Source organism: Sphingomonas sp. Tas61C01 (genome assembly GCF_052567495.1).
In genome coordinates, this window is the sequence record NZ_CP199583.1 from 3,373,082 (window position 1) to 3,389,559 (window position 16,478).

Here is a 16,478-nt window from a genome sequence, read left to right on the forward strand (position 1 = left end):
GTCACGTCTTGGCGGGGCGCTTGGACAGCAAGGCGCCGAGGCCCATCTTGCCCATCAGCGACTTGCCCTTGGGCGCCGACTTGCCCGACGCGCCGTCGGCAGCGGCGGTCTCGCCGGTGTCGAGGATGCGCTGGGCGAGCTGGACGATCTGTGCGACGGTCTTGCCGTTCTTGCCCGCCTCCGCCAGCGGCTTGCCGAGCTTCGCTGCCTGCGACGCCAGCTTGATGTCGAACGGCACGACGAAATCGATCTTGCGCTCGATCGAGCCCTCGAAGTCCTTGCGGCTGATCTCGGGCTGGCCCGATGCGTGCATCTTGTTGGCGAGCACGGCGACGTTGGTCTGCGGGGCGTTGGTCTTCAACCACGACAGCAGCCGGATCGTGTCGCGCGCCGCGGCGAGCGTCAGCTCGGTGACGATCACCGCCGCCTGCACATCGCTGATGAGGTGCGGATGCTGGACCAGCATGCCGCGCGGCAAATCGACGATGGTGCATTCGAATGCCGCGCGCATCTCCTCCTGCAACTGGTAGAAGGCGGCACCGTCCGTCAGCAACGGCGCGTTGATCGGCGCTTCCGCCGACAGCACCGCGAGCTTCTCGGATGCCTTCACCATCGCACGTTCGATGAACAGGCCGTCGATCCGGCTGGGGTTCTCGATTGCGTCGGTCAGCCCGCGGCCGGGCTCGAGATCGAGCGTCAGTGCACCGGTGCCGAAGTGGATGTCGAGATCGAGCAACGCGGTGGCACGCTTCTCGCGGTCGGACATCAGCCAAGCGAGCGAGGTGGCGATCGTTGACGCGCCACAGCCGCCGCGCGCACCGATGATCGCGGTCGAGAAATGCGGCCGATCGACCACCGCGTCGGCCAGCTTGGGCGCGTTGAGCATCGCCTGCGCGTGGCTGAACGCCTCGCGCAGCATATCCGGATGGAGCGGCTTGAGCAGGTAATCCTGGATTCCGCTCGCGACCAGGTCGCGGTACAGTCGGACGTCGTTGACCTGCCCCGACGCGATCACCACCGTACCGGGCTCGCAGACCTCCGCAAGTGCGTTGATGTCGTTCAGCGGATCGCCCGATTCGGCGAGGTCGACGAACAGGATCAACGGCGAGGCCGAGACCGACAGCGACTGGATCGCGTTGCGCAGTCCGCCCTTGTTGATCTTGTCGATCGACCAGCCGAGTTCGGCTGCGATCGGGCGGATCGCCTCCGCAGTGGTCTCGTCGCAGACATAGGCGACAAAGGGCTCGCGGGTGCCGGCGCCGGCGGATTTCCAAGGTGCGTTCATCTTAGTTGCCCTTCGAGCTTTCGGACTTCACCACGTTGCCCTGGCCGGTCGGCGTCGCCTTGCGGTATTCGGCGATCGCCTTGCTCGACACGGCGGAGTCCTCACCTTGTTGGGTGGAGCGGCCGTGGACGAGATCCTCCGGCCGCGCGATCATCGCAGCGAGGTTCGAATTGACTGCGCAGCCCTGGTTCGACGAGGTGTTGCTGTCGAACTCGTTGCTCGAGTTGCGGCTGTAATCGGGGCATCCGGGCACCCCGGCGCGCATCCGGCTGATCACCACGCGGATTGACCCGGGGGTTACCGCGGCGGCGGTGATCGGCGTGTCGCTGCTCAGCAACAGTCCGTAGCCCGCCACGACGCCCGCGATCTCGCCGCGGGCCTTGCCGGCTTCGCGTGCGGGATCGTCGATCGCGACCCGGTCACCGAAGCTCAGATGCATCGAATCCAGCCAGCCGGCGAGGCGCTGACGTTCGCCGCTCGCGAGGCTGCCGCCAGCAGTCGCGAGGTCGAGCGCGTAATCGCTGCGCGACACCACCGGCTGATGGACCGATTCCAGTCCGCGGTTCTGGGTGCCCATGCAGCCGCCGACCAGCGTGGCCGGTGCCAGCGAGGCGAGGAGGAGCGTACGCTTGATCATCGTGGCTTGACCTCGGATCAGTTGGAGAAGCCGGGTGCGGGAGTCGCACCCTTCTTCGACTTGGGCTTGTCGGCGACCTGCTTGCGCGGTTCGGCCACCGGCATGGGCGCTGCGGGTGCGTTGGCGCCGATCGTGGGCGGTGCGGTTTCAGTCGCCATCGTCGGCACCGGGCGGCGACCGCCCGTGACCCCGCCACCGACCTGGCCGAGCAGCACGCGACCTAGGTCGGTCGGTGCCTTGTAGCCGTCGGTCGGCAGCGCGATGTCGCCCATATTGTCGACCGGCTTGACCAGATAGGGCGTGATGATCACGACCAGCTCGGTCTCGTTGCGCTTCCAGCCGTTGGAGCGGAACAGCGCGCCGAGCACCGGCACGTCGCCGAGGCCCGGAGTCTTGTCGATCGAATTGTCGTGGCTGTTCGACAGCAGGCCGCCGATCATCATGCTCTGCCCCGAACCAAGCTCCAGCGTGGTCTCGACCCGGCGGGTGCTGAGTCCGGGGATGACGGTGCCGCCGAGCGTGACCGATCCCGCGGCAGTGAGCTGCGAGACTTCGGGGCGCACGCGCATGCTGATCCGGCCGTCGGACAGGACGGTGGGGGTGAAGGCGAGGCTGACGCCGTACTGCTTGTACTCGACTGTCTGCGTACCGAAACCCTGGCTGATCACCAGCGGCACTTCGCCGCCCGCCAGGAAGGTCGCGGTCTCACCAGACAGCGCGGTCAGGTTCGGATTGGCGAGCGTCGATACTTGTCCCAACGTCTCGCCGAGATCGATCGTGCCGAGCAGGTCGAGACCGAGTAGCCGACCGGCGAGGCCGAGCGTGGTGCGCTGGGCCCCCTGCTTAAAGGTGTTCTGGACCGCGTTCGGGTTCGACAGCTTGCCGCTGTACGGATCGAAGGGCAGCTTCACCGAACCTGCGGGAAGGCCGTAGGAACTGGAAACGTCGACGGTCGGCTGGCCGGCCGTGCTCGCGGCATTGATCGTGCCGGCATTGCCGTTCTGGATGCCGAACTGGAAGCCGCCGGTGGTGTCGCGGCTGGTGAGGTTGTTGCCGATGTTCTTGACGAAGCTGCGGCTCACCTCGGCGATGCGGACCTGGAGATTGACCTGCAGCGGCGTCGCGGTGCGCAGCCGCGAGAGCACCTTGGCGGAGTCGCCGACATACGCCTGCACCAGGCGTTCGGCCTCGGCTGCGTCCTCGGGCCCGGCGACGGTGCCGGTGAGCAGAACCAGGCCGTTCATCGGCGTCGCCACGACCTTCGCATCGGGCATCGCCAGCTTCAACATCGACCCGATCGAGTCGTAATTGTCGCCGACCCGCACGGTCGTCGCATACACCACCGCACCGCTCTTCGCGGTCGCGGAGATCGTCGTCTCGCCGGCCTTCTTGCCGAAGACGTAGAGTAGGGTTGGCGAGCGCACCTGGACGTCGGCGATGCCGGGATCCGCGACGAACACGTCGGACATCGGGCGTGCCAGCGTGATCAGGCGACCGCGGCCGGTGTTGACTTGAAATACTGATGCAGTCGGGCGCGCCGCGGTCGATCGGCCCGATTGGGCGGGGGCAGCGCCGGCGCCGACGACGGCAGCGGCGGCGAGCGCCACGGCCAGCGGCATGCCGATTGGGGAAAGCGAGATGCGCATCTTAGTTGTTCCCCTGAGCCGGGCTGTTTGCCGTCGCGCCGTGGATGCTGGGTGCGGGCGGCGTCGCGGAGATGATGGTGTTCTTGTTGCGTGCACCGACCGGCACGACCTCGACGGTATTGCCGCGAGCGACCCGGACTGTAGGCCCCTCGACGATCGGCGCGATCGTGGCGACCGGCGGCTTGCCGGGCACGGTGCTGCGCTGGTAGCGCGAGACGTCGGCGCCGGTGGCGAAGGTGGAGCGGCCGGTGTTCGGCTGGCTGGCGAGCTGGACGAGCATGTCCTTTTCCGCCTTGGCGTCGCCATTGGCCGGGACCTTCACGCGGCCCGATGCGATCGCTTCCTCGAGTTCGGCATTGTTGTCCGCGATCGAACGAAGCGAGAGCGAAAGTGCGCCGAGCGTCTGTGCGACCGCGAGCTGTTCGGCAAGCTTCGGCGTCGCCTCGACCGTGACGGTGCCGAAGGTGCGGACGACGGTCTTGCCGTCTTCGCCTACGCTGTTGTCGGTGCGCTGATCGGTGGCGAGGACGCGGACGTTGCGCATCACCGTCTCCGAAACCTTCAGCGGGGCGCCGTCGCCGCCGCCGGGAACGGTCGAGGTCAGCACCACGTCGATGCGGTCACCGGGAAAGACGAAGCCCGCGACTGAGGTTTGGGCCGAGACGGGAAAGGTCACCGCGCGCATGCCGGGCCCGAGCGCCGCGGCGAGGAAACCACGGTCGCCGGGCTTGACCAGCGCGCCCTGGGTGAGCGGCTGACCTGCGGTGATCGCGTTGCGGACCACGGTGCCCTGAAGCGTACGGAGATCGGTCTGCGCCTTCAAATAATAGGCGCCGTCGACCAGCTCCTTCGGCCAGGGCTGAAACTTCAACGCGGTGGCGTCGAGGATCGTGCCGACCGGCAGCGCGCGCGTGGCGACGAGCACCTCGGGCCCATCGACCGGCGCGGTGACGCCTGCTGCGGCGGCCTGCGGTGCCGCGCTCCCCGCGATGAGCGTGCGGGCGAAGAATGCCGTGATGGCGGCGACGAACAATGCGCCTACCAGCAGAACTATCTTGCGACTATCCATGTCTCATCGGGCCTTTCGGAGCGCCGTAGGTTGATCCGGGATTAAGCATTTCACAGAAAACGGTTAAAAATCGGTTCGCGGATGGACATCAGTGCCGCGAAGACGATCGCGACGCCATACGGCACCTCGATCGCACCGGAGGCTCGGCGCACTCTGCCCTCGACGATCATCGCCAGGGTGACGACGCCGCCGGCGATCGACATCACCATCATCATCGTCATGAAGGTGCCGACCGGCAGCCACAGCGCCAGCGCGGCGATCAGCTTGACGTCGCCGCCGCCCATCCACCCCATTGCGAACGCCGCGAAGAAGATCGCGAGCACCACTGCGGCGAGCGCGAACTGGACCGCCACATCGGGATAGAGCGACAGGCCGTGTGCCAGCCACCAGACCGGCGCGAGCGCGACGATCGCCCCGCTCTTCCAATTGGCGATTTCGCGGGTACGGATGTCCTGGATACCCGCCGACAACAGCAGGGACGCCAGGGCGACGATCGCGAACGCTCCGAGATAATCATTCCACGCCATCACGTCGTCGTAGACGTCAGCGCTTTCGAAAACGTAACCATGATGACGATGATCGATCAGAGCCCGCCCGATCCGGCCCGTTTCCGCCGCGCCTTGCCGGCGGAGGCGGCGATGTCGTCGTGGACGGCATCCGATGGCTGGCCACTCCGTCGGTTTGATTGGCCTGTGCCTGCGGGCACGGTACGCGGATCCGTCCTGTTCCAGGGCGGGCGCGGCGACATCATCGAGAAGTATCTCGAGGCGATGACGCATTGGCACGATGCCGGCTGGGCAGTGACCTCGTTCGACTGGCGGGGACAGGGCGGCTCGGGGCGGACGACTGCCGACCCGCATGTCGGGCATGCGTCGAGCTTCGCGCCGTTCGTGGACGATCTGAGCGTCCTGTGGCACGATTGGCGCGCCGCGACGCCGGGGCCGCACGTCGTCATGGGTCATTCGATGGGCGGACACCTCGTGCTGCGTGCAATCGTCGAGGGAGCGATCGATCCCGATGCCGCCGTCCTTATCGCGCCGATGCTGGGCCTGAGATCGCCCGTCGGAGCGATCTGGGGCGAGCGGCTGGCTCGGGCGATGCGCTCGCTGGGCGATGCGGCGCGGCCGGCGTGGAAGGGGCACGAGCGGCCCGGCGCGATCGATCGGCAGCCGCTGCTGACCAAGGACAAGTCGCGCTACGAGGATGAGATTTACTGGTATCGCGGGGCGCCGACGCTCCGCCTGGGGCCGCCGAGCTGGGCGTGGCTGGTCGCGGCGTTCGCGTCGACCCGTCAGCAGCGCGCCGATCCGCGGCTGCAAGCGGTAAAGACGCCCGTCCTGATGCTGGTCGCCGATGCGGATGCGCTGGTCGATCCGCGCGCTGCCGCGGCGGTCGCGGCGGCGTTGCCCGATGTCGAGATGCTCCGCTTCGGCGACGGATCCGCGCATGAAATCCTACGCGAGGCGGATGGCGTCCGCGATCGCGCGCTGGCCGCGATCGATGGCTTTCTCGACCTGAGGGCGCCGGCGCGGTGATCCACGACGTCGCGATCATCGGCGCCGGGATCGCGGGCGCTACACTCGCCGCCGAACTGGTGCCGGATGGCCGTGTGCTGCTGCTCGAGGCCGAGGACATGCCCGGCTATCACGCGACCGGACGGTCGGCGGCGTTCTGGTCGGAGACTTATGGCGGTCCCGCGATCCAGCCGCTGACGAGCGCCTCGCGCGCCGCGTTCGACGGCGGCGGGTTCCTGTCGCCGATGGGATCGCTGCACATCGGCACCGCGGTTGACGCCGCCGCAATCGACGACTTCGTGACGGCGTTCGCGGACACCGACGTCGTGCTGGAGCGGGTCGATCCGGCGACGACGGTCCCCGGCTTGCGGGAGCAATGGACGCTCGGCGTGTGGGAGCCGAGCTGCGCCTATATCGACGTTGCCGCGCTGCATGCGGCGGCGCTTGCAGTGGCGCGGCGCGGCGGCGCCGTGCTTGCCACCGGTGCGGCACTGCTGGCCGCCGAGCGTCGCGACGGCGTGTGGACGCTGACGACGCGCGCAGGGGCGTTCCAGGCGCGAATCCTGGTCGATGCGGCGGGGGCGTGGGCGGACCCGGTGGCGCGGCTCGCGGGCGCCGCCCCGATCGGCATCGCGCCGTATCGCCGCACAATGGTACAGCTGCGCACCGATCCCGCGGCGCCCGATGGCTTGCCGATGGTCGCCGACATCGGTGGGCGCTTCTACTTCAAGCCCGAACCGGGAGGCCGGTTGTGGCTCAGCCCGCACGACGAGATCCCCGCGGAGCCGGGCGACGCCCAGCCCGAGGAATTGGACGTCGCCGTTGCGATCGACCGGTTCGAACAGGTGCTCGATTGGCGCGTCGCCGCGGTCGAGCGCCGTTGGGCGGGCCTGCGCAGCTTCGCGCCGGACCGTCGGCCGGTCTATGGCTACGATCCGACCGTGGCTGGGTTCTTCTGGTGCGCGGGGCAAGGGGGCTTCGGGATCCAGACCGCTCCCGCTGCGGCGATGGTCGGTGCGGCGCTGCTGCTGGGGCGGGCGCCGGATGCTGCGATCGGGGGGATCGATCTGGAGCAGTATTCGCCGGCGCGGTTTGAGGCGAAGTTACAGGTCTAGCGGGCGTCGTCGGTACTGCCTCTGTAAGGCGTACCGTCCCATGTGTCCCCGCGAGGGGGGGCAACTACTGCGCTCTCGCCTTCGCGGCGCGCATCAGTGGCGGTCATCGACGCTGAACCGCGGTCAGACGATCCTACCGCCGCCCCGGCGTCGCCGCGACGGCCGCGTCGCTCGCCAGTTTGTCGGCGCGTTCGTTGTCGGGGTGGCCGGCGTGGCCCTTCACCCAGATCCATTCGATCTTGTGGGGTTCCGCTGCGGCGATCAGCGCGTGCCATAGTTCGGCGTTCTTGACCGGCTTCTTGTCGGCGGTGCGCCAGCCGTTGCGTTTCCAGCCGGCGACCCACTTGGTGAGGCCGTCCATCACATAGCGGCTGTCGGTCGACAGCTTGACCGAACAGGGCCGCACCAGCGCGTTCAGCGCCTCGATCGCGGCGGTCAGTTCCATGCGGTTGTTGGTGGTGTTGGGGTCGCCGCCCGACAGCTCCTTCTCCGCGGTGCCGAAACGCAGCACCGCGCCCCAGCCGCCGGGGCCGGGATTGCCCTTGCAGGCGCCGTCGGTGGCGATCTCGACATCGATCATGAGAAACTCGTCCCGGCTTCATAGGCGTCGAGCCGCCGCAGATAGGCCAGCGGGTCCTTGCGCGTCACCAGCGCATCGGCGGGGGTGTTGAGCCAGTCCCAGGCGCGGGTAAGGAGGAAGCGGATGCAGGCGCCGCGCGCCAGCACCGGCAAGGCGGCGCGCTCGGCGGCCGAGATCGGGAATGCCGAGGCGTAGCCGTCGACCAGCGCGCGGCCGACCGCGGGATCGAGTGGCACGCCGGTCGAGTCGAAGGCCCAGCTGGTGTGCAGCACGGCGAAGTCGTACGCGCGGATCTCGGTGCAGGCGAAGTAGAAGTCGATCAGCCCGGTCACCCGGTCGCCAAGCATCAGAACGTTGTCGGGGAAGAGATCGGCGTGGATCGCGGAGACCGGCAGGTCGGCGGGCCACTCGGCTTCGACCGTAGTCAGCGCGGTGTCGATGCGGTCGAACAGCCCCCGCGCGATCGTGTCGAGATCGCGGCCGCAGCGTTCCAGCAATGGTCGCCAGCTCCCGACCCCGAGCGCGTTCGGCCGGGTCCCGGTGAAGTCGGCGAGGTCGCGGTGCATCTGCCCCATCGCGGCGGCGGCGGCCTGCGCCTGCGCCGGGGTCGGGAAGGACACCGACACGCCCTGCAGGAATTCGATCAGGCAGGCGGGACGATCCTCCAGCGTCTGGATCAGCGTGCCGTCACGGTCGGCAAAGGCGCGGGGGACGAGATTGCCGCGCGCGGCGAGGTGATCGAGCATCGCCATGAAGAAGGGCAGGTCGCCCGCCGCGACGCGCTTTTCGTAGAGTGTCAGGATGTAGCGGCCGCGCGTGGTGTCGACCATGTAGTTGGAGTTCTCGACCCCTTCGGCGATCCCTTTGGCCGAAACCAGTTCGCCATGATCGTAGCGCGCCAGGAAGGCGCCGAGCGCCTCTGCCGAGACATGGGTATAGACCGCCATCTATGCGGCGGCGTCGAGGCCGCGCGGCAGCTTGAAGGCGATCGTCTCACGGGTGGTTTCTACTTCGCGTTCGCGGATCTCGTAACGCTCGGCGAGACGGGCGACGAGTTCGCGCACCAGCAGCTCGGGCGCGGATGCCCCGGCGGTGAGGCCGAGCGTGCCGACGCCCTTGAGGAAGCTCCAGTCGAGATCGGCCGCGCGCTGAATCAGCCGCGCCGGCGTGCCCTCGCGTTCCGCGACCTCGACCAGTCGCACCGAATTCGACGAATTCGGCGCGCCGATTACGAGCAAGGCATCGCAGCTTGCGGCGATCGCCTTCACCGCGGCCTGGCGGTTCGAGGTCGCGTAGCAGATGTCCTCGCCGCGCGGCGCCTGCATCGCCGGGAAGCGGTGCTGCAGCGTCCGCACGACTTCGGCGGTGTCGTCCACCGACAGCGTGGTCTGGGTCAGGAAGGCGAGGTTGGCGGGATCGGCGGGGGCGAAGGTCTCGGCATCCGCGACCGTCTCGATCAGCGACATCGAGCCTGCGGGCACCTGGCCGAAGGTGCCGATCACCTCGGGATGGCCGGCATGGCCGATGAAGACGATGTGCCGGCCGCTCGCCACCAGCCGTTCAGCCTGGCGGTGAACCTTGGAAACCAACGGACAGGTCGCGTCGAGATAGTCGAGGCCGCGGCCCTGGGCCTCCGCCGGAACCGATTTCGGCACGCCGTGCGCGGAGAAGACGACGGGGGCGCCGTCGGGCACCTCGTCCAGTTCCTCGACGAAGACCGCGCCCTTCGCCTTCAGGCTGTCTACGACGAATTTGTTGTGGACGATCTCGTGCCGCACGAACACGGGTGCGCCGTGCTTTTCGATCGCGAGCTCGACGATGCGGATCGCGCGGTCGACCCCGGCGCAAAAGCCGCGCGGCGCGGCGATCAGCAGGTCGAGGGCGGGTTTCTCGGTCAATGCCATGATGGGGTCTGCTCTACGCGATTGCTTGCGCGGGGTGAAGCCGCTTCCTATGATGCTGCGCACGAGTGGAGCGGCGGATCGTCGCAGTTTCCCACGCCCGGCCGAGGCCGTTCGAAAAGGTACGCGTTCCCGTGAAAATCATCCCGATCGGCTGCTCCGCCCTCGCGCTCGTCCTCGGTGGATGCTCCAGCAAGGGGGATATCGACCCGAGCGGCGGCATCAACGCGGTGCGATCCGCCTGCCCGGTGGTCGCACTGCCGGCGGGCACCGGTGACGTCACGTTGTTCGATCCGGTCACCAGCACCGACAGCAATGCGATCGATCTGACCGCGACGATCAGCAACCTGCGGTCGACCTGCAACGACGCGGGCGAGCAGATCGTGACGACGGTCACCTTCGATGTCGATGCACGCCGCGCCCGCGCCGGCGCAGCGCGCGACGTCACGCTGCCGTTCTTCATCACCGTGGTGCGCGGCGGCAACGCCGTGGTCGCCAAGCGGATCGGACGCGTAGGGGTCCATTTCGACGCGGGGCAGACGCGCGGGCACACCAGCGGCACCGCCTCGACCCAGATCACCCGCGCCGCGGCGACGCTGAGCCAAGAGGTCCGCAACCAGCTGACCAAGCGCCGCAAGGCGGGCGATCAGGATGCGGCGGTCGACCCGTTGTCGCGCCCCGAAGTGCGGGCCGCGGTGCTGCGGGCCAGCTTCGAGGCGCTGGTCGGTTTCCAGCTCACCAACGAACAGCTGAAATATAACGCGACGCGTTGATGCGAGGTGCCCCGATGACCGATTGACTCGGTCGGGACGGCACGCCAGAGCCTGACGCGTCGATGCCGGGCAACCGGCATGGGACCGCGCGGGAGAGAGCCCATCAATGGGCCGCCGAAGGAGCAACCACCCCGGAATCTCTCAGGCAAACGGACCGCGCGGGCCGAATCGACACTCTGGAAAGCGGCTGGTTCTTTCAGGATCCGCCCACCGAAGGGGTAAGCCGCGCGCCTCCGGGCGTCGCGGCGAAAGCTCTCAGGTTTCCGCGACAGAGGGGGTATCGATCGTTGCCGGGTCTGCGGGCCCGAAGGCGGTCGTCCCTTCGACGGAGAGCCGGCATGAGCGACCACAGCAACCTCATCGACCAAGCCGACGATTACGTCGCACCCGAGACCGAGCTGTTGCCGCTCGACGCATGGCATCGGGCGCGTGGTGCGCGGATGGTGACGTTCGCGGGCTACGAGATGCCGATCCAGTATGACGGCATCATGGCCGAGCATCTGTGGACCCGCGAATCGGCCGGGCTGTTCGACGTCAGCCACATGGGCCAGTTGCTGCTGTCTGGTGATGGCCTAGACGCGGCGCTCGAGGCGCTGATCCCGGCCGACGTCGCGGGGTTGACGCTCGGCGCTCAGCGTTATTCGTTGCTGCTCGACGAAGGTGGCGGGATCCTCGACGACCTGATGATCTCGCGCTGGCCAGGCGGAATCTACATGGTCGTCAATGGCGCGACCAAATATGACGATCTGGCGCATCTGCGCGAGAATTTGCCCGACGCGATCACGATCAATCATCTCGACGACCGCGCGCTGCTGGCGTTGCAGGGGCCGCAGGCGTTCGCGGTGCTGAAGCGGCACGTCGGCGGCGACTACCCGCTCGAGGCGCTGACTTTCATGCGCGGCGGGCGGTTCACGATCGCGGGTGCCGACGCCTATATCAGTCGCTCGGGGTACACCGGCGAGGATGGGTTCGAGATCTCGATCCCCGCGGAGGCCGCCGACCGCGTCGCCACGCTGCTCGCCGACGAGCCCGAGGTGAAGCCGATCGGGCTTGGCGCACGGGATTCGCTGCGGCTGGAGGCGGATCTGCCGCTCTACGGTCACGATCTGGATCCCGAGGTGACACCGATCATGGCCGGACTCGGCTTCGCGATCGGCAGCAAGCGTCGCCGCGAAGCCGCCGACTTCCCGGGCGCTACCCGCATCCTGATGGAGCGCGAGCAAGGCCCGGTGGCGAAGCGCGTCGGGTTGATCGTCGAAGGTCGCCAGCCGGTTCGCGAAGGCGCCGCGGTGGTGGACGACGACGACAGCGAGATCGGCAAGGTCACTAGCGGCGGCTTCGCGCCGACGCTGGGGGCGCCGATCGCGATGGCCTATGTTCCCGCCGCACTCGCCACCGCGGGCACGGTCGTGCGGATCGCTCAACGCGGCAAGGTCCACCGCGCCACGGTCGCCGAGATGCCCTTCGTTCCCCACCGCTATGTCCGAGCAGGAGCCAAGTAGATGAGCCGTTACTTCACCGAAGACCATGAATGGATCGACGTCGACGGCGATGTCGGCACCGTCGGCATCTCCGATTATGCACAGGGCCAGCTCGGCGACATCGTGTTCGTCGATGTGCCCGAAGCGGGCAAGCGGATCGCCAAGGGCGACGAGGCCGCAGTGGTCGAGTCGGTGAAGGCGGCGTCGGACGTCTACTCGCCGGTTTCGGGCACCGTCGTCGAGGGTAACGCGGCGCTCGCCGACGAACCCGCGCTGGTGAACACCGATCCCGAAATCGCGGGCTGGTTCTTCCGCATTACGCTGTCCGATGCGGGCGAGCTCGACACGCTGATGGACGAGGCCGCCTATGCGGCGTTCGTCGAGAAGCTTTAGAAACTTCCCTCCCCCGACCCCTCCCGCACGCGGGAGGGGGGAGATCATATGATGCGTTACCTGCCGCTTACTCAGCCCGACCGCGACGCGATGCTCGCCGTGATCGGTGCATCCTCGATCGACGACCTGTTCGTCGACGTGCCCGAGGAGGCCCGGCTCGACGGCCCGATCCGCGACCTGCCGATGCATGCCAGCGAACTGGCGGTCGAGCGCCACATGTCGGCGCTCGCCCGGCAAAACCTCGCGGCGGGGGAGGCGCCGTTCTTCCTCGGGTGCGGCGCATACCGGCATCACGTGCCCGCCTCGGTCGATCACCTGATCCAGCGCGGGGAGTTCCTGACCGCCTACACGCCGTACCAGCCCGAGATTGCGCAGGGCACGCTGCAGATGCTGTTCGAGTTCCAGACGCAGGTCGCACGGCTGCTCGGCACCGACGTCGCCAACGCGTCGATGTACGACGGCTCGACCGCATGCTGGGAGGCGATCGGCATGGCACGGCGGATCACCCGGCGCGGCAAGGCGATCCTGTCGGCGGGGTTGCACCCGCATTACGTCTCGGTCGCGAAGACGATGGCGAAGTTCACCGGCGACCAGCTGGAGACCGCGGTGCCGGATCTCGGTCCCGACACCGATTTCGCGACGCTCGCCGACCGCATCGACGACGATACGTCGTGCGTGGTGGTGCAATATCCCGACATCCTCGGCCGGGTAGCCGACATGTCGGCACTCGCCGCCAAGTGCCACGAGCACAAGGCGCTGCTGATCGCGGTCGTTACCGAGCCGGTCTCACTCGGTGCGCTCCGCTCGCCGGGCGAGATGGACGCGGACATCGTCGTCGGGGAGGGCCAGTCGATCGGCGTCGGGCTGCAGTTCGGCGGGCCGTATGTGGGGCTGTTCGGGTGCAAGGACAAATATGTCCGGCAGATGCCCGGGCGGCTGTGCGGCGAGACGGTCGATGCCGACGGGCGCCGCGGCTTCGTGCTGACGCTGTCGACCCGCGAGCAGCACATCCGCCGCGAAAAGGCGACGTCGAACATCTGCACCAACAGCGGGCTCTGCGCGCTGGCCTTCTCCGTGCACATGACGCTGCTGGGCGAAAAGGGGCTGCGGACATTGGCGGCGATCAACCACCAGGGCGCGGCCGAAGCGGCGGCGCGGCTGGCAAAGGTGCCCGGCGTGCGGGTCGTCAACGACGCGTTCTTCAACGAATTCACGCTCGAACTACCGAGCGAGGCGCGGCCGGTGGTGCGCACGCTCGCCGATCGTGGGATCCTCGCCGGGGTGTCGCTGGGGCGGCTCTATCCCGGTGAGGGGGAACTCGCGAACGGTTTGGTGGTCGCGGTGACCGAAACAACCACCCCCGAGGATGTCGAGGCGCTGGCGACGGCGCTCGAGGAGGTATTGGCATGACGATCAACGCAAGCGGCTGGCGCCCCGGCGCGCCCGAAAAGGGCGACGGCGCGGCGGCGACCTCGACCGGCAACAAGGCGCTGATGCTTGAAGAGGCGTTGATCTTCGAGATCGGCGACGGCGAGACGACCGGTGTGGATTTCGCCGACCAGTCTGGCGAGATGCAGGAGCACAAGTTGGGCGGGCTGTTCCGGCACAAGCCGATCGGCCTGCCGGGTCTGTCGGAGCCGGAGACGGTGCGGCACTATACCCGGCTCAGCCGTCAAAACTACGCGATCGATCTGGGGCTATTCCCGCTGGGGTCGTGCACGATGAAGCACAATCCGCGACTGAACGAGAAGATGGCGCGGCTGCCGGGCTTCGCCGACATCCACCCGCTCCAGCCGGTCGACACGGTGCAGGGTGCGCTCGGCGTGATCAACGAACTGGCGCGGTGGCTGATCACACTGACCGGCATGCACGGCGTCGCGATGAGCCCCAAGGCTGGCGCGCATGGCGAACTGTGCGGCATCCTCGCGATCAAGGCGGCGCTCGAGGCGCGGGGCGAGGGCCACCGCAAGGTCATCCTGGTGCCCGAAAGCGCGCACGGCACCAACCCGGCGACCGCGGCGTTCGCGGGGTTCCAGGTCGAGGATATCCCCGCGACCAGCGAGGGGCGGGTCGATACCGAGGCGTTGAAGGCGCGGCTCGGGCCCGACGTGGCGGGGGTGATGATCACCAATCCGAACACCTGCGGACTGTTCGAACGCGACATGAAGGCAATCTCCGACGCGGTCCATGCGATCGGCGGCTATGTCTATTGCGACGGCGCCAACTTCAACGCGATCGTGGGCCGGGTGCGGCCGGGCGATCTCGGCATCGACGCGATGCACATCAATCTCCACAAGACCTTTTCGACCCCGCACGGCGGCGGTGGTCCCGGATCTGGCCCGGTCGTGATGTCGGAGGCGCTGGCGCCGTTCGGGCCGCTGCCGTTTACCTCGCGGCATGCGGACGGGCATCTCACGCTGGTCGAGGAAGAGACCGCGGGCGACGAACACCCGCTGACGTTCGGCCGGATGACCGCATTCCACGGCCAGATGGGGATGTTCACGCGCGCGCTGACCTACATCCTCAGCCACGGCGCCGACGGCTTGCGCCAGGTCGCCGAGGATGCGGTGCTCAACGCGAATTACGTGCTGCGCTCGCTCGACGGCACGCTCGACGCGCCGTTCGGGCATAGCGGGCCGTGCATGCACGAGGCGCTGTTCAGCGACGACGGTCTCGCGGCGGGCTTCTCCACGATCGACGTCGCCAAGGGGCTGATCGACGAGGGCTATCATCCGATGACGATGTATTTCCCGCTGGTGGTGCATGGCGCGATGCTGATCGAGCCGACCGAAACCGAGAGCAAGGCGGCACTCGACCAGTTCATCGGCGCGCTGCGTTCGGTCGCGGAGCGCGCAAAGGCCGGCGACAAGGCGCTGAAATCCGCCCCGCATTTCGCACCGCGCAGCAGGCTCGACGAGACGCTGGCAGCGCGCAAGCCGGTGCTGGTGTGGAGGGAACGGGCACTGGCGGAGGCGGCGGAATAGCCGAAACGATCGCGCCGAAGAGTCACAAAAGTCGCACCTATACGCGCGTGCGTGGGGAACGCGGGTCGACGATGCGAAAGAGCGTGCCGCCTGGCCAGGCAGTGAAGGGCGCGTACCATGGTGGCGGTGCTGTAGGACAGAGGACCCCGGCCTTTACGGGGGAAGCGGACCAGTCACCCGCTCCCCGCCGTCGCCTCTTCGGTGAGGACGCGGCGGCGGCGGTGTTCGCGCCACACGATGTAGAGGCCGCTCGCGACGATGATCGGCGCGCCGAGCCAGGTTGCGGACGCGGGCAGCACGTCGAACACCAGCCAGCCGAACAACGTCGCCCATAGCAGGCTGGAATAGTCCATCGGCACCACCACCGAGACCGGGCCGAGGCGGAGCGAGCTCGTCATCGCGATCTGCGCGATGCCGCCGAGGCCGCCGACCCCGGCGAGGCAGAACCATGTCGCGACCGGGTGCGCCTGCGCCGCCCCAGCATAGAGCAGCGACAGCGGCAGGACCGATAGTGCCGAGAACCAGAACACCGTCGTCAGCGCGCTCTCTGTGCGCCCGATCCGGCGCAGCAGGATGGTGACGGTTGCGGTGCCGAATGCGCCTGCCAGCGCACAGCCGGCACCCCATAGCGGGAAGTGGCTGCCGCTCGGCTGCGCGACGATCAGCACGCCGACGAAGCCGGTCGCCACCGCCGCCCAGCGATGCCACCCGGTCGGTTCGCGGAGCACCAGGGCGCCGAGGACCGTCGCGAAGATCGGCACCGTGAACCCGATCGTCGTCGCCTCCGCGAGCGGCAGCGCGACGATGCCGTTGAAGGTGAACGCCATCGCGGTCAGCCCGACGACGGCGCGCAGCACGTGCGCGGGCAGGCGCGTCGTCGCGACCGATGCGAGCCCCGGCCCCGCCGCGATCACCGCGGCAACGAGCAGGCAGGCGCCGAACTGGCGGAAGAACAGGATCTCCGACACGCTGGCGCCGCCGCGTTCGGCGAGCTTGATGCAGACGTTCATCGACGCGAACACCAGCACAGACGTCAGCCGCATCGCGATCGCGGGAAGGATCCGGTCGGTGGTCACGCGCCGGGGCTTAGCGTGCCCGGG

16 protein-coding genes and 2 riboswitches are annotated in these 16,478 nt (G+C 68.2%); of the genes, 7 read left to right on the forward strand and 9 right to left on the reverse strand.

Going from position 1 to position 16,478, the window contains the following annotated elements; translation table 11 throughout:
* Window position 1 precedes the first annotated feature (1 nt).
* Genes ACT009_RS15750 through ACT009_RS15770 form a run of 5 tightly spaced genes read right to left on the reverse strand, consistent with a single transcriptional unit; the run spans window position 2 to window position 5,164 of the window.
* Window positions 2-1,285, reverse strand: a complete 1,284-nt coding sequence (locus ACT009_RS15750; protein ID WP_445192001.1) for an AAA family ATPase — start codon at window positions 1,283-1,285, stop codon at window positions 2-4.
* Between the two features lies 1 nt (window position 1,286).
* Window positions 1,287-1,922: a CpaD family pilus assembly protein gene (locus tag ACT009_RS15755; protein ID WP_445192002.1), complete on the reverse strand. Its 636-nt coding sequence runs from the start codon at window positions 1,920-1,922 to the stop codon at window positions 1,287-1,289.
* A 17-nt stretch (window positions 1,923-1,939) separates the two neighbouring features.
* A complete protein-coding gene (locus tag ACT009_RS15760; RefSeq protein WP_445192003.1) occupies window positions 1,940-3,568 on the reverse strand; it encodes a type II and III secretion system protein family protein in 1,629 nt (542 codons plus the stop codon).
* A gap of 1 nt (window position 3,569) precedes the next feature.
* On the reverse strand, window positions 3,570-4,637 hold the full coding sequence (gene cpaB, locus ACT009_RS15765) for a Flp pilus assembly protein CpaB (RefSeq protein WP_445192004.1): 1,068 nt from the start codon (window positions 4,635-4,637) through the stop codon (window positions 3,570-3,572).
* A 50-nt stretch (window positions 4,638-4,687) separates the two neighbouring features.
* A complete protein-coding gene (locus ACT009_RS15770; protein ID WP_445192005.1) occupies window positions 4,688-5,164 on the reverse strand; it encodes an A24 family peptidase in 477 nt (158 codons plus the stop codon).
* 39 nt (window positions 5,165-5,203) lie between these two features.
* On the opposite strand from ACT009_RS15770, the gene ACT009_RS15775 reads away from it, so the two are divergent.
* Together ACT009_RS15775 and ACT009_RS15780 are read left to right on the forward strand one after the other, a co-directional pair.
* The gene (locus ACT009_RS15775) at window positions 5,204-6,172 is read left to right on the forward strand and encodes an alpha/beta fold hydrolase (protein WP_445192006.1); all 969 of its coding nucleotides are present in this window, start codon (window positions 5,204-5,206) and stop codon (window positions 6,170-6,172) included.
* Entirely contained in the window at window positions 6,169-7,266 is a 1,098-nt protein-coding gene (locus ACT009_RS15780) for an NAD(P)/FAD-dependent oxidoreductase (RefSeq protein WP_445192007.1), read from the forward strand. The genes ACT009_RS15775 and ACT009_RS15780 overlap by 4 nt, the downstream gene beginning before the upstream one ends.
* 133 nt (window positions 7,267-7,399) lie before the next feature.
* On the opposite strand, the gene rnhA is transcribed toward ACT009_RS15780, so the two are convergent.
* Genes rnhA through ispH form a run of 3 tightly spaced genes read right to left on the reverse strand, consistent with a single transcriptional unit; the run spans window position 7,400 to window position 9,750 of the window.
* Window positions 7,400-7,846: a ribonuclease HI gene (rnhA, locus tag ACT009_RS15785; protein WP_445192008.1), complete on the reverse strand. Its 447-nt coding sequence runs from the start codon at window positions 7,844-7,846 to the stop codon at window positions 7,400-7,402.
* Window positions 7,843-8,793, reverse strand: coding sequence for a homoserine kinase (thrB, locus tag ACT009_RS15790; RefSeq protein WP_445192009.1), 951 nt, complete (start codon window positions 8,791-8,793; stop codon window positions 7,843-7,845). Before thrB ends, rnhA begins: the two co-directional genes overlap by 4 nt.
* Complete coding sequence (gene ispH, locus ACT009_RS15795; protein ID WP_445192010.1) at window positions 8,794-9,750, reverse strand: 4-hydroxy-3-methylbut-2-enyl diphosphate reductase; 957 nt, start codon at window positions 9,748-9,750, stop codon at window positions 8,794-8,796. It abuts the gene before it with no gap.
* 131 nt (window positions 9,751-9,881) lie between these two features.
* On the opposite strand from ispH, the gene ACT009_RS15800 reads away from it, so the two are divergent.
* The 5 genes from ACT009_RS15800 to gcvPB all read left to right on the forward strand — a co-directional run bounded on the left by ACT009_RS15800 (window position 9,882) and on the right by gcvPB (window position 15,378).
* Window positions 9,882-10,520, forward strand: a complete 639-nt coding sequence (locus ACT009_RS15800) for a hypothetical protein (RefSeq protein WP_445192011.1) — start codon at window positions 9,882-9,884, stop codon at window positions 10,518-10,520.
* Between the two features lie 79 nt (window positions 10,521-10,599).
* Window positions 10,600-10,687: riboswitch (glycine riboswitch) on the forward strand.
* A riboswitch (glycine riboswitch) is annotated at window positions 10,688-10,802 on the forward strand. It begins immediately after the preceding riboswitch.
* A gap of 56 nt (window positions 10,803-10,858) precedes the next feature.
* Window positions 10,859-12,022 (forward strand): glycine cleavage system aminomethyltransferase GcvT, encoded by a 1,164-nt coding sequence (gene gcvT / locus ACT009_RS15805; RefSeq protein WP_445192012.1) that lies wholly within the window; start codon window positions 10,859-10,861, stop codon window positions 12,020-12,022.
* A complete protein-coding gene (gene gcvH, locus ACT009_RS15810; RefSeq protein WP_445192013.1) occupies window positions 12,023-12,394 on the forward strand; it encodes a glycine cleavage system protein GcvH in 372 nt (123 codons plus the stop codon).
* Between the two features lie 51 nt (window positions 12,395-12,445).
* Window positions 12,446-13,804, forward strand: coding sequence for an aminomethyl-transferring glycine dehydrogenase subunit GcvPA (gene gcvPA / locus ACT009_RS15815; protein ID WP_445194121.1), 1,359 nt, complete (start codon window positions 12,446-12,448; stop codon window positions 13,802-13,804).
* Window positions 13,801-15,378, forward strand: a complete 1,578-nt coding sequence (gene gcvPB, locus ACT009_RS15820) for an aminomethyl-transferring glycine dehydrogenase subunit GcvPB (protein ID WP_445192014.1) — start codon at window positions 13,801-13,803, stop codon at window positions 15,376-15,378. The genes gcvPA and gcvPB overlap by 4 nt, the downstream gene beginning before the upstream one ends.
* Window positions 15,379-15,551: 173 nt before the next feature.
* On the opposite strand, the gene ACT009_RS15825 is transcribed toward gcvPB, so the two are convergent.
* Complete coding sequence (locus tag ACT009_RS15825; protein WP_445194122.1) at window positions 15,552-16,421, reverse strand: DMT family transporter; 870 nt, start codon at window positions 16,419-16,421, stop codon at window positions 15,552-15,554.
* Between the last annotated feature and the right edge of the window lie 57 nt (window positions 16,422-16,478).

Coding starts and splice junctions, on each gene's coding strand:
- ACT009_RS15750 (WP_445192001.1), bottom strand. CDS start 1,285: ATGAACGCACCTTGGAAATCCGCCGGCGCCGGCACCCGCGAGCCCTTT.
- ACT009_RS15755 (WP_445192002.1), bottom strand. CDS start 1,922: ATGATCAAGCGTACGCTCCTCCTCGCCTCGCTGGCACCGGCCACGCTG.
- ACT009_RS15760 (WP_445192003.1), bottom strand. CDS start 3,568: ATGCGCATCTCGCTTTCCCCAATCGGCATGCCGCTGGCCGTGGCGCTC.
- cpaB (WP_445192004.1), bottom strand. CDS start 4,637: ATGGATAGTCGCAAGATAGTTCTGCTGGTAGGCGCATTGTTCGTCGCC.
- ACT009_RS15770 (WP_445192005.1), bottom strand. CDS start 5,164: ATGGCGTGGAATGATTATCTCGGAGCGTTCGCGATCGTCGCCCTGGCG.
- ACT009_RS15775 (WP_445192006.1), top strand. CDS start 5,204: ATGATGACGATGATCGATCAGAGCCCGCCCGATCCGGCCCGTTTCCGC.
- rnhA (WP_445192008.1), bottom strand. CDS start 7,846: ATGATCGATGTCGAGATCGCCACCGACGGCGCCTGCAAGGGCAATCCC.
- thrB (WP_445192009.1), bottom strand. CDS start 8,793: ATGGCGGTCTATACCCATGTCTCGGCAGAGGCGCTCGGCGCCTTCCTG.
- ispH (WP_445192010.1), bottom strand. CDS start 9,750: ATGGCATTGACCGAGAAACCCGCCCTCGACCTGCTGATCGCCGCGCCG.
- gcvT (WP_445192012.1), top strand. CDS start 10,859: ATGAGCGACCACAGCAACCTCATCGACCAAGCCGACGATTACGTCGCA.
- gcvH (WP_445192013.1), top strand. CDS start 12,023: ATGAGCCGTTACTTCACCGAAGACCATGAATGGATCGACGTCGACGGC.
- gcvPA (WP_445194121.1), top strand. CDS start 12,446: ATGCGTTACCTGCCGCTTACTCAGCCCGACCGCGACGCGATGCTCGCC.
- gcvPB (WP_445192014.1), top strand. CDS start 13,801: ATGACGATCAACGCAAGCGGCTGGCGCCCCGGCGCGCCCGAAAAGGGC.
- ACT009_RS15825 (WP_445194122.1), bottom strand. CDS start 16,421: ATGCGGCTGACGTCTGTGCTGGTGTTCGCGTCGATGAACGTCTGCATC.